Source organism: Roseivirga sp. UBA1976 (assembly GCF_002336325.1).
In the GTDB taxonomy this organism is placed as follows: Bacteria; Bacteroidota; Bacteroidia; order Cytophagales; family Cyclobacteriaceae; genus Roseivirga; species Roseivirga thermotolerans.
This window is the reverse complement of the sequence record NZ_DDDQ01000039.1, coordinates 80,601-95,488: the sequence shown is the minus strand read 5'-3', so window position 1 is coordinate 95,488 and position 14,888 is coordinate 80,601. Positions and strand designations below refer to the sequence as shown.

Below are 14,888 nucleotides of genomic sequence, written 5' to 3'. Positions count from 1 at the left end.
AAAACCCGCTTCTCATTTCTTACAAGCCACAAGGCATTGGGCACTATAGCCGTTGTAGGCCTAAGTTTCTTTGCCGGCTATAAAGTGGCTCAAGACAGCCCCATTGTGGCAGAAGACATTAAAGCTGCACAGAAAATACTGAACCTGAACTTTACAGATAATGAAATAGAACAGCTTTTGCCCAATGTGAACCGCAACCTCAATGGAATACAAGAGCTACACGCCTATGAACTAGACAACAGCACCCCTCCCGCTGTTTGGTTCAAGCCTCAACAAACAGGCAAAGCCATTGCCTCCAGACAGGAAACACTGCGTTGGCAATTACCTGAAAAAGTAGATTTGCCGGCCAACCGAAACGATCTGGCTTTTTACACCGTGGCTGAACTATCGGTACTAATAAGGGAGCGAAAAATTAGCAGTGTAGAGCTTACAGAGTTTTTCATTGAACGGTTAAAGAAGTACGGAGACACTCTACAGTCGGTAATTACCATTACCGAAGAACGCGCCATGGCACAGGCACGAAAAGCCGATGAACTTCTCAAAAACGGCACTTATTTGGGACCACTGCATGGTATTCCTTACGGAGCAAAAGATTTGCTGGCCGTTCCTGAATACAAAACCACCTGGGGTGCTGGCCCTTTTAAAGATCAGTACAGGGGCGATGAACTGGCTACGGTGGTAAAGAAGCTCGATGAGGCCGGGGCCGTGCTAGTGGCAAAGCTTACCCTGGGAGCCTTGGCCATGGGCGATGTCTGGTATGGAGGCACCACAAAAAACCCCTGGAATTTAGAACAGGGCTCCAGCGGATCGAGCGCAGGCTCAGGATCAAGTACGGCTGCGGGGCTGGTTCCGTTTGCTCTTGGTACCGAAACACTAGGCTCCATTGTTTCGCCTTCAACCCGAAATGGTGTTACCGGACTTCGGCCAACCTTTGGCCGTGTGAGTCGGACAGGAGCTATGGCTCTAAGCTGGACCATGGACAAAATTGGCCCTATGGCCAGAACCGCTCTTGACTGTGCTCTGGTTTTTGAAGCCATTCGCGGAACAGATGGAATAGACCTTACGGTGGAAGATCATCCCTTCAATTTTAAAGGCAGAGTAGATTTAAGCCAGCTTAAGATTGGTTATCTCAAAGACTATTTTGAAAATGGGAGAGGCAGTCAAAAAGAAAACGATGACCAAACACTAGAGGTATTGCGGTCGTTAGGAGCCAATTTAGAGCCGGTAGAATGGGTTTCAGACATGCCATTCAGTGGAATGCAAGCCATATTAACAGCCGAAGCTGCAGCAGCTTTCGATGCACTCACCCGCTCTGATCAGGACACACTGTTAGTCAGACAAAATGCCGGAGCATGGCCCAACCTGTTTCGCTCAGCGCGTTTCACCTCAGCCGTAGATTACATCAATGCTAACAGGGCACGATACGAGCTGGTAGAAAAAGTAAATCAGCTAATGAAAAATTACGATGTAATAGTGACTCCAAGCTTTGGAGGAAGTCAACTGCTCACCACTAACCTGACAGGGCACCCGTGCGTGGTACTCAAAAATGGATACAACACCAATGGCAGTCCTACGAGTATATCGTTTATTGGCAACTTATTCGATGAAGCAACCATTCTGGCAGTGGCCAGAGCATATCAGGAGGCCACTGAGTACGATGAGCAACACCCGCCAAAGTTTATCGATTAGTTTGTATAATGTTTAAAGCTTGAAAGTTTTGGGCAACTTTAAGCCCCAAAGCTTGAATGTCAAATTGAAAAGATGCTTTTAGCTATAGACGCAGGTAACACCAACATAGTATTTAGTATTTACAAAGAGGGAGAGTGGATCCATGAATGGCGATTTAACACCGTGCCTGTTAAGAATCAGATTGAGTACGAAATGTTTCTCAGGCTCAATTTTCTTGAGGCAAACCTTAAACTCGAAGAGGTTGATGGTATTGTGATTTCTTCGGTGGTTCCACAACTCAATGATATTCTCTCTGAGTTTTCTAAACCGCTTATTAAGCGCGAGCCGCTGTTTGTTGGGCCAAAGATTTATGAGTATTTACCTGTTCGCACTAAAAGGCCGTACCAGATTGGCACAGACCTAATAGCCAACGCAGTAGCCGGTCATGTGCTGTACAAACAAGATATTGTGATCGTAGATTTTGGTACCGCGCTTACTTTTACCATAGTGGGGGCAGACGGACTCATTCAGGGGGTTAACATTGCTCCCGGATTAAAAACTGCTATCAAGGCACTGGTGGGCAATACTGCTCAACTGCCTGAAGTACCTTTAGAATTGCCTGACTCAGTACTGGGTACAGACACCATACATGCCATTCAGTCGGGAGTGCTTTGGGGCTATGTGAGCATGGTTGAAGGAATGCTCGATAAAATTCATGCAGAATTGGGCAAAAAAACGAAGGTAGTAGCCACAGGAGGTCTTTCGTCTATATTGCATCCCCTCCATCAGCGGTTCGATGAAGTAAAACGACATTTAACACTGGATGGCCTTCGCTTAATTCACCAAATTGTAAACAAAGATGCGCAAGTATAACTGGGCCGTTAAAGGCGTTATTTTCATGCTGGCCGTGTGGCTGGTCATTTATATTGGTATTCCATATTTTGACGATACCAAACCTATGGAGCCGGAAAAGAACCTAATTAACCTGATTATTGCTATACCCGCGGGGGTAGCGTTTGGCTGGTACCGATACAAATATTTAAAGGAGAAGTTTCAGAGTAAGCAGGGTAAAGAATAGGGGTTCAAATCTTCTCCCTTTTCCCATATCGAGCGAAGCCGAGACATCTACAAGGCAAACTAGCTTTGCAACTCCTTCCTTCGTCAGGATAGAAATTGGAGTTGTTCAGAGCATCTGGAAGAATTTACAGAATCAGGCTCCACCCCTCTTTTTCCATGTCGAGCGAAGCCGACACATCTGCATGGCAAATTAGCTGTGCAGCTCCTTCCTTCGTCAGGATAGAAATTGGGTTTGTTCAGAGCATCTGGAAGAATGTACAGAATCAGGCTCCACCTCCCTTTTCCCATATCGAGCGAAGCCGAGACATCTGCATGGCAAATTAGCTTTGCAATTCCTTCCTTCGTCAGGATAGAAATTGGAGTTGTTCAGAGCATCTGGAAGAATGTACAGAATCAGGCTCAACCTCCCTTTTCCATGTCGAGCGAAGCCGAGACATCTGCACAGTAAACTAGCCTGACAATTCCTTCATTAGAATGAACGTTTGAGCCCAAGATCAACAAGCTGCCCCAAAAAAGAGGCTGTCTCAAAAGCATCAAAACTCATCACCCTAAACTTGTCTACCGACAGGCAGGCAAGTTTAGGGTGACACTAACTAGCTTTTAAGACAGCCTCCATTTATCATTGGGGTTTGCGCGCAGGGGTTATAAACCCTAGTTATCCCTTCCGTACAGTTCAAGGCCCGTCTCGTAGTACTTGTCACCCGGCAACCAGAAAGGTGTTTCGGCAGCGTTGCCTATCAGGCGCGAAGCATACACGTAACTCTTAAAAAACTTCTCCAGGTAGTCATAATCCACCGTGTTGGGGTTGTCTCCCGGTTGGTGGTAGTACTTCATAATCTCTGCATCGAAGGCTCTAAAGCCCAGGCTATACGTGGGGGCTGGAATTCCCTTACGGGCAAAACTCACGTTATCAGATCTATCGAAAAGCCCTTGTTCTCCGGCCGGATCATCGATGGCCGTGAGTCCAAATGCCACATTAGCATCTTTAATATACTGAGCCGCAGTGGTTCTTTCCAGACCAATAATGGTAGAAATGGTGGTGTCATTATACCCGCCATTATCACTATTCCAGCAGAATACAATTTGCTCATTAGGAATAATTGGATTGTTGGCTAGGTATCGGCTACCCACTAGCCCTTTCTCTTCGGCCGTAAACAACACAAATAAAGCGCTGCGCTTCATGGGGTATCGGGCAATATTTTCAGCAGCTGAAAGCACAGTGACTGTACCAATGGCATTGTCTCTGGTACCGTTATAAATGGAGTCTCCTTCTTCGTTGGGTCGTCCTACACCCACGTGGTCGTAATGGGCCGAGAACATGATGTATTCATCCTTCAGTTCGGGGTCTGTTCCTTCTACCATAGCCACCACGTTTTTATCTTTGGTAAGCTCATTTTTCATTCCTTCAATGCCAATTGAAGCACGTTTTATACTCTTGGTCATCATAAACCGTTGGTTGGCATTGTCCAGGTCTTTCAACCACAGGTGTGGAATTATCTCTGCCTTATCTTCGAAACTATCGAGGCTAATATTGACCCTATTGAAAAGGAAACCCAGCTGCTCCCATGGAGTAGAGGGCGAACTATAAAACTCCACCAACCCCAGAGCTCCGTTGGCTCTGGCGATTTCGTACTTCTCCCGACTGAGGCGTAGTATCTCTTGACGGCTAGACACCTTTCCATCGCCAGCTTTGGCAAATACAATCTTACCCTTCACATCGGCATTGGTATAATCTTCTTCAAAGGCATAATTGAGGTACACTACCTCTCCTTCTACCTCAGCACTTTGACCGTCTACAATCAGAAAGTCTTTATTAAGTTCGAAAGACTTATTGCTAAACTCCAAAGAAGCCGAAGTAGCAGGCGTTTTCATACGCAGCGGCACCGGCTGAAAGTAGCCATCGGCTCCGGGAACCGGCTTTGCACCATAAGTTTCGAACTGTTTGGCCAGATAGTCGGCCGCCTTCAAAATTTCTTCAGACCCAGTGTCTCTACCACGCATTTCATCGGACGCGAGGTAGTAAATGTGATCCTTTATAGTTTGCTGACTGACCGTTTCCAGGGTTTTTTCCAGGTCGGTCTTTTGGGCACATGCTCCTAGTGAAAGTATGCAGGCCCCCAACATTAGGGTAAGGTGTCTCTTTTTCATAGTTTACTTTAGTTCGAAGTACTTAAAAATGGGATATTCTACCGGTTTTTCCGCAATATTCTGCTTTTCAAAATAAGCATCGAAGAAATTCCAGGTGACCAGACCATCGTCTGACTGAGGCTCCATGAGGTAGAAAATAAGATTGGCCAGTGGCTGTGCCAGATCTATGTAAAAATCGCCCTTGCTAAATCTGCGGGTTTGGCTACTAAATGAACCTTCTAGCGTAGCCATGTTGTGGCCTTCAAAAGGACGCTTGGCCAACTCCAACCCGGTGGCAGTAAATACTTCGCCCGTGGCCCGGCTATTTCGGGTAAGGGTATCTACTTTTGCTCCCAGCATTTGTAAATGTGCGGCTATGTGCCCCATTTCTTTGGGTATTACATAACCCCTGGGAAGCGTGGCAGTAACGGTGGCATTGAATGCACTGTGATTTTCTACATTTTTGAGGGTAATAATTTCGGGCAAACGAATGTATTGTTCCTGTCCTTGAGCATTGGTGGTTTTGGCGTGGTTGTATATTCTATACTCGTCTATGGGTTCTTCCATGGCTACCATTTCAAACCGAACTCCCTTTTTAACCTTTCCTGCTTGTTCCTTAACCAAACGAATAGAGGCCTCTTCTGCTGTCTTGTTCACTTCCAGTATTTCGCGGCCGTGTTTGTGGGTATATTCCAAAATTTCGCGCACAAAGGCGTAAGTGCTGGCCATTCGCTGATAAAGGCGCTCATGAGCGAATGCTTCGCTGAGTATGGCCATTCGATTCCGCAAACCAAACTGGTTGACCAGATAACGCGGATGGTGGTTGTAGGTATAAATAGACTTTATGGGCCAGCCTTCACTTCGGGTATAAAAGTAGCCATATGGCCCAAGGTAAATGCCATAATCTTTAAGTACTCTATCTGTTACATCAGGCAGAATTTTATTCCAGGTATAATCAAATGGTGCTTTCTCTCCGGCCGTATGATAACTAGGTGCCCAGGTGAGGGAGTATCCATGCCACACACCATTGGTGGTGTGTAAGTCTACAAACAGGGCGGGGTCCCACGGAACAATTATGTTCTGAAAAAGACCTTGTGTTTCCAATGCCTCAGCCTTCATTCCATCGCGATTGAGATCCCAACCCTGGCTATTGGCCCTAATCCCTACTTTTACGGGGCTATCTTCCTGAGAAGGTCTTCTGCCCTGTTCCATTTTATCGTTGCTATCGGTATTGTAAATGGGTGCAAAAAGCAATATCTGATTGTCGAGCAAATAGCTACGCTCTCCTTTTAATATTTCGCGCAACAGTACCTGCAGAGCTTCTTTGCCTTCCACCTCACCGGAGTGAATATTGCCCTGAACATAAATTATAGGCTTTCCGGTGCCTTTTGCTTCTTCAGCCGAAGTCACTTTCGGGTTGGCCATTACTACTACGGGAATATCTTTTCCTTCTTTAGACTGCCCCATAGAAATGAGGTGAGCATATGGGCTATCTTTTATGGCGGCCTTTACCACGCCCATCACCTGCTCATAGCTGGAGGTTTCGCGGTAGGCTGTCAGTTCGGGGTGAGTAAGCAACTCCCTGGGCCATTCTTGCCCCTGAAGGGAAAGTGTTAATGAAACGAGAAGAACAATCAGTATTTGCTTCATGAGTTGAAATTTAGTCGCCCAAAATACCAAAAAACGCCCAACACAGGCTGTATCTAAACTTTCAATTACATAAGTGGTTGGTACTTGGAAAACGAACCGTGTAATTTCATACAAATTGAATCCCATGATTAGCAGACGACACTTTATTCAAAAATCCATTATTGGCACGGCCGGCCTTAGCCTTTCTTCGCCTCTGGTAAAGCTTTTGTTTCAAAACGGATATCAAATGAAGGTACTCCGCAACAATGTGGGCATTTTTACGGAAAGGGGCGGAACTATTGCCTACATGATCAGTAGTGAAGGAATAGCTGTGGTAGACTCTCAGTTCCCCGATCAATCGCAACACCTTATTGATGAGATTAAAAAACAATCGGAGCGGAAGATAGACCTTCTGGTAAACACGCATCACCATGGCGATCACACAGCCGGCAACATTGCCTTTAAGGGCTTGGTGAACAAAGTGGTGGCCCATGAAAACTCTATGCTCAACCAGAAAACTACTGCTGAAGCCCGCGGTGGACTAGATGGCCAGCTATTACCCAATACTACGTATAAGAGTGGTGTGCACAGAGAAAGGGTAGGTGATGAACGCATAGCTCTCCATTATTTTGGCGCAGGACACACTAACGGTGATTCGTTTGTACATTTTGAAAATGCAAACATTGTACACACCGGAGACTTATTGTTTAACAGACGGGTGCCTTACATCGATAAATCGGCAGGAGCCGACATAGCCAACTGGCAACAGGTGCTTGAAAAAGCCTACAACACCTTCGATGCAGACACTTTGTTTGTTTATGGCCACTCCGGAGAGGACTATGAAATAACCGGCAACAGAGAAGACCTCAAAGCTTTTCAGAACTATCTGGCCCAGGTACTAAGTTTTGTGAAGAAAGGGAAAGCCAACGGAAAGACAAAAGAAGAACTGGCTCAAGCCAATGAGATACCGGGAGCTCCGGAATGGAAGGGAAATCAGTCGAGGGCTGTGCAAGCGGCATGGCTCGAACTATTTGGAGAATAGCTCTCATTTTTCAAAACAAGAAGGCTACCTCCGTCACTTTATTCCCGAAGCGGTATGTTGGTTAACACATACCCTTTCCGGATTAGAGTTGTGGGGTAGCCTTTTTTATAGCTTAAAACAAGAGGGGTCAAAGCCCCTCTGTTGATATTATCCTTGCTGTGCTGAAGCTTCAGCCTTGGCGGCAGCTTTGGCTCTGGCACTTGCCTGCTCTTTATCGGCAGCTGCGGTAAGTGTTTTCTTCGTTAAGTCTACCACTGTTGGGGTGGCAATGAAAACAGAAGAATAAGTACCTACTAATATACCCACCAACAAGGCAAACGAGAATCCTCTCAATACCTCACCACCAAAAATCAATAGCACCAATACCACAATGAGGGTTGTCATAGAAGTAATGAGTGTACGGCTGATGGTAGAATTGATAGACATATTGAAGGTTCCGATCAGGTCTTTCCCTCCCTTAAGTTGAAGGTTTTCACGGATCCTGTCGAATACAACCACCGTATCGTTGATGGAGTAACCAATAATGGTTAACAGGGATGCGATGAATACCTGGTCGATTTCAAAGCTCAGACCAAACCAACCTGCAATAGCAAATGCAGAAAGTACAATTGTGGCATCGTGAATCAGAGCCAAAATGGCACCTAACGAGAACTGCCATCTTCTAAATCGGGCCAGAATGTAAACGAATATGGCCAGAATGGACAACCCGAAGGCTTCGAACGAAGACTTCTTGATGTCATCGGCAATGGTTGCTCCAACTTTAGATGAAGCTCCAATAGTAAACTGGCCTTCGCTGAGATCTACCGTACCATCCACAAAGGTTTTTCCGGTAGCGTTTTCAATACCTTGGGTTAGGGCATCTTTAACCTGATTATCCGCTTCAGTAGACTCTTCGTCTACCAGATAAGAGGTGGTAATCTTAAGCACGTTGCTGGCATCATAGGTTTTCACCTCCACACCGGCCTCAGTAAACACGCCCGAAGAAAGAGCACTTTTAATATCTGAAGCCACCATGGGCTCATCGAACTCAACCACATAAGAACGACCTCCCTTAAAATCTACCCCAAGTCTAAGACCACTGGTAAAGAGGGCAGAAATACCCAAAGTAATTACCACCGCAGAAATAATGTAGGCCATTCTTCTTTTGCCAAGGAAGTCCAGGTTGATATTGGACAACCAACCTCTTGAGAGTGGGGTCTCGAACGAAATATTGCTGTCATTTCCTTTCTTGGTCATCCAGGTAACAATTACTCTGGTAATAAATACCGCTGAGAAGAATGAGCAAATGATACCTATTATCAGGGTAATGGCAAATCCTTTCACAGGCCCCTGACCTAAGAAGTAAAGAATTGCACCGGTAAGCAAAGTGGTTACGTTGGCATCTATAATAGAGCTATAAGCTTTTTGATAACCTGAACTTATGGCTTGAAGCAACGGAATACCGTTTCTTAGCTCTTCTCTTATTCTTTCAAAGATCAGTACGTTGGCATCGATAGACATACCGATGGTAAGTACTATACCTGCAATACCCGGAAGGGTAAGAGCAGAGCCAATATTGGCCAGAATACCCAGAATAAAGAAGATGTTGAACAACAGAGCCACATTGGCTACAATACCTCCTTTGGCATAATAGAAGATCATGAACACAATCACTATCAAAAGACCAGCTACTATAGAGGTAACTCCCTGACGCTGGGCTTCCTTACCTAAAGTTGGTCCTACTACCGCTTCTTCCACAATTCGGGTTGGTGCTGGTAAAGAACCGGCCTTGAGAATATTGGCCAAATCTTCTGCCTCTTCTTGAGTAAAGTTTCCTGAAATCGAAGAGCTACCGTTTGGTATCTCTCCAGTTACATTTGGAGCCGTATATACATAGTTGTCCAGTACAATGGCGATTTGTCGGTTAATGTTCTGGCCGGTTATGTTTTTCCATTTTTTTGCACCCACCGTATTCATTTGCATGCTTACTGCAGGTCGTGCTCTTTCATCTAAAGTTTGTCTGGCATCGGTTATTACTTCTCCGGTTAGAGGAGCCTCTCCACGCGATACTTTGATGGGATATAGAATAAGAAGCTCAGTTTCTTCAACCGGTTTTACTCCCCATTTAAAGTCCAGATTGGCAGGAATAACACGCTTTATGCGCTCATGCTTAAGAATTCTGTTAATCTGAGACGTATCCGCCAGATTATAGAAAAATCCCTGATAAGGGCCTTGTCTTCTAAGACTAAAAAACTTAGATAAACCGGAAGTAGCAGCATCGAGGCTAGTTGAGTCTGTTTTGGCACTATCTGTTTGAGCTATTTTAGCCTCCAGTGAATTAGGTGTTTCACCTTCTTTGGCGGCAGTGTTAATTTCTGTATTGAGGCTATTGCTGTTGCTAAGCTTCTCAATCTTTAATGCCTCTTCATTTATGGCGTTGAGTGTTGGCAGTATCTCATTTTCACGGTACACTTCCCAGAATTCGAGCTTAGCCACACCTTGAAGCAGTTTTCTTACCCTGGCAGGGTTATCTACTCCCGGTAGTTCAATCTGAATTCTACCTGTACCCTGAATTCTCTGAATATTAGGCTGAGACGTACCAAAGCGGTCTACTCTGGTTCTCAAAATCTGGAAAGCCCTATCTATGGCCTGGTCTACCTCTTCTTCAATCACTTGCATTACTTCTGCATTGGTAGACTCAAAGCTAATTTTTCCTCGGTTGGCCGCATTGGCAAAAATTCTGCTCAAGCGCCCGTCAGGGTTTACTTCGTTGTAGGCATTCTGAAACAACTGCGTAAATGGCGCCTGGCTGTTACGCTGGCGCTCTGTGGCCAGTTCCAGTGCTCGCAGAAAGTTAGCGTCCTGGCTGTTTCCGGCCAATCCTTTAATAATTTCTACCGGAGAAACCTCCAGGGTTACATGCATACCTCCCTGCAAGTCGAGCCCCAGATTGAGTTCTTGTTCTTTAATTTCTTTGTAGGTAAACTCGGCACCTAACAGATTCAAAACAGGCTCTAACCAAATGGAATCCAGGTAGGCTTGTTTTTTACTTTGATCGATAACGCCTTGCTCATTCTTGGCATATTCTATGGCATCGGCCTGAATACCCCTCGAAAAGAAGGTGATTGACAAGTAATACAGACAGAGTGCTGTAATTACGAGCGTCAGAAATACAATGGTATTCTTATTCTTCATGTTAATAGTATGTTTTGCAAAAATTGGAGTAATAATAAAGGTGAACCGTTGGGTTCTATCAGGGAAAAAGGGCTTTTCCCTATGGCGCGTTAGGCGATATTATTTGCCTGAATAGGGTCTTGTAATAAGGCGAATTACATAAGGGAACACTCACTAGCGGGTGCGGCTCCTCGGTAATCTCAAAACCTATTTCCGCAATAAGTATGGCCTCAAAGGGTTCTATATGAACACCGCTGGCCGGTAAAAGGGCATCGCAGGTATATTCATAGACCACCTCTTGAGAATCTTCTCCTTCGGCTTGCTCCTGTTTTTCGGTCGATTCTTCACACGGAATCTCCAGCACCTCCTGGGCTACCACAAAAACAGCCACAAACAAGCCTAGCAGAAACACCAGGGTCTGTTTTAGTTTGTTCATGGATGTAGCCGTTTTTCTCATATTGGGTCACAAATGTAGCAAATGCACCGAAAATCCTAGGCTTTAACCGGTATTTTTGAGGTTATTACAGCCTTTAGTACATCTAAAGCATTCTGAAAGTCCGTATTGTTTGGCACTATCAGGTCTGCCGTTTCTTTGTAAGGGGCTATATACTTTTGGAAAGAGGGCATTATATGGTTCTCATACTTATACAGCACATCGTCTGCATCGTATCCTCTCTCTTCCCTGTCTCTCTTAAGTCTTCTCTGAAGCTTAATATAGTCTTTAGCATCAATGAACACTTTCAGATTGAGCAATTCGGCCACTTTTTTGTAATGAAAAATGAATATGCCTTCTACGAGAATAACAGGAGCCGGTCTTCGAATAATCTTCTTGGGTACAATGCTCGGATTGTTGAAGGTATATTCTTCCTTCTCCACTTCTTTGCCTTCACTCAGAGCTTTGAGGTCGCTGGCAAAGTGCTCATGGTCTATGGACTCGGGCCTGTCGAAGTTGTGCTGACCATTTTTATCTACCAACTGATACTCACGTGGCATGTAGTAGTCGTCTTGTGAAATGCAGGTTACCGATTTGGCATCAAAACACTTTTTAAGTTCGTTGAGAAAGAGTGTTTTCCCTGAACCGCTTCCGCCTGAAATACCAATGATGTAGGGCTTTTCCATCGTGCAAAGTTAGAAAGGAACTGAAAATGTTTATTGATTAAGAAACTGAATAAGCTTGTCTAGGGCTCTTTTTCTATGACTGATACTATTTTTAACCTCTGCCGGCAATTCTGCAAAAGTTTTGTTGTACCCATTGGGTATAAAAATGGGATCATATCCGAAACCATCGGAACCCGCTATTTTTGCAGCAATGGTTCCTTCCACAATACCCTGAAACTGATGAACTTCTCCCTGAGAGCTAATGTAGGTCATTACAGTTCTGAAACGCGCGGCTCTATTGGAGGCATCTCCCATTTCGTTTAGCACCTTGGTCATATTGTCTACGGCATGGCGGCTACCCGAGTAGTGGGCCGTATGGACGCCCGGCCTACCATTTAGCACATCTACTTCCAAGCCTGAGTCATCAGAGAAAATGGCTGTACCAAACCGATCGAAAATATACCGGGCTTTCTCCAACGAATTTTCCTCCAGGGTTTCGTGGGTTTCAGGAATTTCTCCTTCAAAGCCAATATCGCTCAGCGACAGCAGTTTGATGCTATCGCCAAGCATGGCTTTTACTTCTTGGAGCTTGTGTTGGTTATTGGTGGTAAAGCAAATTTGCATTGCTGCTATTATTAGCGAATGTCTACCACGTCTACATCGAAAAGCAATACGGAGTTAGGTGGAATAGAACCCTGACGGGTAGAACCATAGCCATATTTAGAAGGAATAAACAATGTGGCACTAGCCCCTTTGTTTAGTTCCTGAAAACCTAACTCCCATCCTCTTATTACCTGTCCGGCTCCAATCACAAAATCGAAAACGCCCCGACCTGAGGAAGTATCGAACTCGGTGCCATCGAGCAAATAACCTCTGTAATGGGTGAAAACTGAGTTGGCAAAAGCGGCTTTGGGCCCTGAACCGGCCTGATGAATCACATACATGATTCCGGTTTCACCAACCTCCTGAGCTACAATATTATTTTCGGCCAGGTAGTCTTCAATGAGCTTTCTATCAATGGCCAATTGTTGCGCCTCGTCAAAAACCTCTTCACCATCGCAACCCATCAGGGCAACGAACAACACCATTAACAAAAACCTTACTTTCATCATTTGTTCAATTCAACTACTTCAACATCGAAAACCAAAACGGAATTAGGAGGTATCGGTCCTCCTGTATTTCTTGAGCCATAACCTAACTTAGAAGGAATTAAGAGCCTGGCTTTTCCTCCCTGATCCACATTAGGAATGGCCACATCCCAGCCTTGAATCACTTCTCTGTTACCTAAAGTAAAAGAATAGGGTGCATAATCTCTGTTTGGATTATACAGACCATTTTCTTTAGCTAGTTCCTCATAACTGGTGTCAATAATAGTACCGTCTAACAGGCGTAAAACGTAATTCACTCCCACTTTATCGCCCGAAGCCGGGTACTTTCCATTTCCTTTTTTCAAAGTTACTACCGAAACACCTTCTTCTGTTTCAGTAGCTTCTAAATTATTGTTAACGAGGTATTCGTTGATTTTTACTTTGTCTTTCTCCAACTGCTCGCCTACCAGTCGGTCTATTACCACCTGTTCATTTTCTATTTCGCGCACTTTAATATTCCAGGTAACAACTTTCGAGCTGTCTGCAGCTCCCACCGGCCTGCCGGTCATTGTGGCATACTCGGTGTAAGGCATTTCAATCTGAACGCTATCTCCCTTGCTACAAAGTAAAAAAGCCTCTTGCAAGTTGGGCGGCAACCCTACGCTTGGATTCACAAAATAGCCTGGATCGGAGCCGGAATCATAGAGCACTGAATCGCCCTCTACGTGGGTCATTACCACATTCATTACATCGGTAGGTTGGGCTTTGGTGGTATCGCCCTTCACCAATTTTCTAAATTTCAGGCCAGATTCAAGCTCAACGTATTTTGGTGTGCTGTCACAGCCCATCAAGGCTACCGCAAGGGCAACCGCAGGAAGATATTTCTTCATATTTCTCATAGTTTCTTGTATTCGTCTTCTAGTTGGTTGGCATACTCCGGAAGTATGCTTTTAAAGTATTCGATGGTTTCGGAAAGGCTTTTTTCTACCCTTCCTCCGGCCGCATTTTTATGGCCTCCACCATTAAAATATTTTGCGGCTAGTTCATTGGCCGGGAAGTCTCCAATGGAGCGGAGAGATATTTTCACTTTGCCATCGGCCTCCTTAAAGAGGCCCGCCAATGTAACTCCTTCTATAGACAGGGCATAATTTACCAGCCCTTCGGTATCACCGGTTTTCGATTCGTATCTGGCCAATTCCTCTTCAGTAATGGCAAAATAGGCCACTCGATACTCGGGCAACACCTGCATGTTTTCACTGAGGGCATAGCCTATAAAACGCAACCTGTTCAGGGAGTTTCTGTCATATATGTTTTTAGCTACTCTACTGTTATCGGCTCCTTTCTCAATAAGCTTTGCCACAACCTCATGTACATTTTTGGTTGTGTTTGGGTGCCTAAAACCTCCTGTGTCGGTCATAATACCGGCATACAAACATTCGGCAATGTCTTTATCGATGAGGTTATTGTGGCCCAGGTCTACAATAAGTTGGTAGCAAAGTTCGCAAGTAGCAGCGGCCTGGGTACTCCAATACCTAAAATCGGCAAAATCTTCCGGATCCAGGTGGTGGTCTACATTTACTTTATAGCCGCTGGCCGCTCTAACCATCTCACCCAATTCGTTGATTCGGCTCAGTACTGAAAAATCGAGACAGAAAATAAGGGCGGCCTCTTCGATCCACTGCCGGCAGTCGTTAGGATCTTCTTCCGTAAAAATCTTCACCTTATCGTTACCTTTCATCCAGTGAAGAAAAGCCGGATAATCTGAAGGGGTAATTACCGTAACCTCATGTCCAAGCTTGAGCAAGTAGTTGGCCATTCCCAGTGAAGAACCCAGTGCATCAGCATCTGGCTTATCATGGGTTGTAATGACGACTTTAGAGGGTTTGGCTAATTTATTTTGAAGTTCTTTGATGTCTTGCATGCAATCAACAACCCTAAGGGTCTTTGAAAGGAGGGCAAATTTGACAAGAATTGTTTTACCAAACAATGCTAGGCCTTGATTATCT

The 14,888-nt window shown here is 45.0% G+C and carries 13 protein-coding genes; 4 read left to right on the top strand and 9 right to left on the bottom strand.

Annotated elements, in window-relative coordinates; genetic code table 11:
• The first annotated feature begins 84 nt into the window (after positions 1-84).
• The 3 genes from B3763_RS03990 (at position 85) to B3763_RS03980 (ending at position 2,746) form a co-directional block, all read left to right on the top strand.
• Complete coding sequence (locus B3763_RS03990; RefSeq protein ID WP_286743989.1) at positions 85-1,689, top strand: amidase; 1,605 nt, start codon at positions 85-87, stop codon at positions 1,687-1,689.
• A 72-nt stretch (positions 1,690-1,761) separates the two neighbouring features.
• On the top strand, positions 1,762-2,541 hold the full coding sequence (locus B3763_RS03985; RefSeq protein WP_286743925.1) for a type III pantothenate kinase: 780 nt from the start codon (positions 1,762-1,764) through the stop codon (positions 2,539-2,541).
• Positions 2,528-2,746, top strand: coding sequence for a hypothetical protein (locus B3763_RS03980; protein ID WP_286743923.1), 219 nt, complete (start codon positions 2,528-2,530; stop codon positions 2,744-2,746). Before B3763_RS03985 ends, B3763_RS03980 begins: the two co-directional genes overlap by 14 nt.
• Before the next feature lie 650 nt (positions 2,747-3,396).
• Here the strand turns inward: B3763_RS03980 and B3763_RS03975 are convergent.
• Both B3763_RS03975 and B3763_RS03970 read right to left on the bottom strand, forming a co-directional pair.
• On the bottom strand, positions 3,397-4,893 hold the full coding sequence (locus B3763_RS03975; protein ID WP_189629143.1) for a M28 family peptidase: 1,497 nt from the start codon (positions 4,891-4,893) through the stop codon (positions 3,397-3,399).
• A gap of 3 nt (positions 4,894-4,896) precedes the next feature.
• Complete coding sequence (locus B3763_RS03970) at positions 4,897-6,522, bottom strand: M14 family metallopeptidase (protein WP_286743921.1); 1,626 nt, start codon at positions 6,520-6,522, stop codon at positions 4,897-4,899.
• Positions 6,523-6,646: 124 nt separating this feature from the next.
• On the opposite strand from B3763_RS03970, the gene B3763_RS03965 reads away from it, so the two are divergent.
• The gene (locus B3763_RS03965; protein WP_286743919.1) at positions 6,647-7,543 is read left to right on the top strand and encodes an MBL fold metallo-hydrolase; all 897 of its coding nucleotides are present in this window, start codon (positions 6,647-6,649) and stop codon (positions 7,541-7,543) included.
• 147 nt (positions 7,544-7,690) lie between these two features.
• Here B3763_RS03965 and secDF read toward each other — a convergent pair whose 3' ends face one another.
• The 7 genes from secDF to B3763_RS03930 form a co-directional block, all read right to left on the bottom strand.
• On the bottom strand, positions 7,691-10,717 hold the full coding sequence (gene secDF, locus B3763_RS03960; protein ID WP_286743917.1) for a protein translocase subunit SecDF: 3,027 nt from the start codon (positions 10,715-10,717) through the stop codon (positions 7,691-7,693).
• Positions 10,718-10,796: 79 nt separating this feature from the next.
• Positions 10,797-11,132, bottom strand: coding sequence for a hypothetical protein (locus tag B3763_RS03955; protein WP_286743915.1), 336 nt, complete (start codon positions 11,130-11,132; stop codon positions 10,797-10,799).
• 56 nt (positions 11,133-11,188) lie between these two features.
• Entirely contained in the window at positions 11,189-11,815 is a 627-nt protein-coding gene (gene udk, locus B3763_RS03950) for a uridine kinase (RefSeq protein WP_189629139.1), read from the bottom strand.
• Between the two features lie 30 nt (positions 11,816-11,845).
• Positions 11,846-12,418 (bottom strand): RdgB/HAM1 family non-canonical purine NTP pyrophosphatase, encoded by a 573-nt coding sequence (gene rdgB / locus B3763_RS03945; RefSeq protein ID WP_286743913.1) that lies wholly within the window; start codon positions 12,416-12,418, stop codon positions 11,846-11,848.
• An 11-nt stretch (positions 12,419-12,429) separates the two neighbouring features.
• Positions 12,430-12,906, bottom strand: a complete 477-nt coding sequence (locus tag B3763_RS03940) for an FKBP-type peptidyl-prolyl cis-trans isomerase (protein ID WP_229838530.1) — start codon at positions 12,904-12,906, stop codon at positions 12,430-12,432.
• On the bottom strand, positions 12,903-13,772 hold the full coding sequence (locus tag B3763_RS03935) for an FKBP-type peptidyl-prolyl cis-trans isomerase (RefSeq protein ID WP_189629136.1): 870 nt from the start codon (positions 13,770-13,772) through the stop codon (positions 12,903-12,905). Before B3763_RS03935 ends, B3763_RS03940 begins: the two co-directional genes overlap by 4 nt.
• 5 nt (positions 13,773-13,777) lie before the next feature.
• Complete coding sequence (locus B3763_RS03930; RefSeq protein ID WP_189629135.1) at positions 13,778-14,803, bottom strand: DHH family phosphoesterase; 1,026 nt, start codon at positions 14,801-14,803, stop codon at positions 13,778-13,780.
• Positions 14,804-14,888 lie beyond the last annotated feature (85 nt).

Excerpts from the sequence above, each read along its gene's own strand:
- B3763_RS03985 (WP_286743925.1), top strand. The coding sequence starts at position 1,762 with ATGCTTTTAGCTATAGACGCAGGTAACACCAACATAGTATTTAGTATT.
- B3763_RS03980 (WP_286743923.1), top strand. The coding sequence starts at position 2,528 with ATGCGCAAGTATAACTGGGCCGTTAAAGGCGTTATTTTCATGCTGGCC.
- B3763_RS03975 (WP_189629143.1), bottom strand. The coding sequence starts at position 4,893 with ATGAAAAAGAGACACCTTACCCTAATGTTGGGGGCCTGCATACTTTCA.
- B3763_RS03970 (WP_286743921.1), bottom strand. The coding sequence starts at position 6,522 with ATGAAGCAAATACTGATTGTTCTTCTCGTTTCATTAACACTTTCCCTT.
- B3763_RS03965 (WP_286743919.1), top strand. The coding sequence starts at position 6,647 with ATGATTAGCAGACGACACTTTATTCAAAAATCCATTATTGGCACGGCC.
- secDF (WP_286743917.1), bottom strand. The coding sequence starts at position 10,717 with ATGAAGAATAAGAATACCATTGTATTTCTGACGCTCGTAATTACAGCA.
- B3763_RS03955 (WP_286743915.1), bottom strand. The coding sequence starts at position 11,132 with ATGAACAAACTAAAACAGACCCTGGTGTTTCTGCTAGGCTTGTTTGTG.
- udk (WP_189629139.1), bottom strand. The coding sequence starts at position 11,815 with ATGGAAAAGCCCTACATCATTGGTATTTCAGGCGGAAGCGGTTCAGGG.
- rdgB (WP_286743913.1), bottom strand. The coding sequence starts at position 12,418 with ATGCAAATTTGCTTTACCACCAATAACCAACACAAGCTCCAAGAAGTA.
- B3763_RS03940 (WP_229838530.1), bottom strand. The coding sequence starts at position 12,906 with ATGATGAAAGTAAGGTTTTTGTTAATGGTGTTGTTCGTTGCCCTGATG.
- B3763_RS03935 (WP_189629136.1), bottom strand. The coding sequence starts at position 13,772 with ATGAAGAAATATCTTCCTGCGGTTGCCCTTGCGGTAGCCTTGATGGGC.
- B3763_RS03930 (WP_189629135.1), bottom strand. The coding sequence starts at position 14,803 with ATGCAAGACATCAAAGAACTTCAAAATAAATTAGCCAAACCCTCTAAA.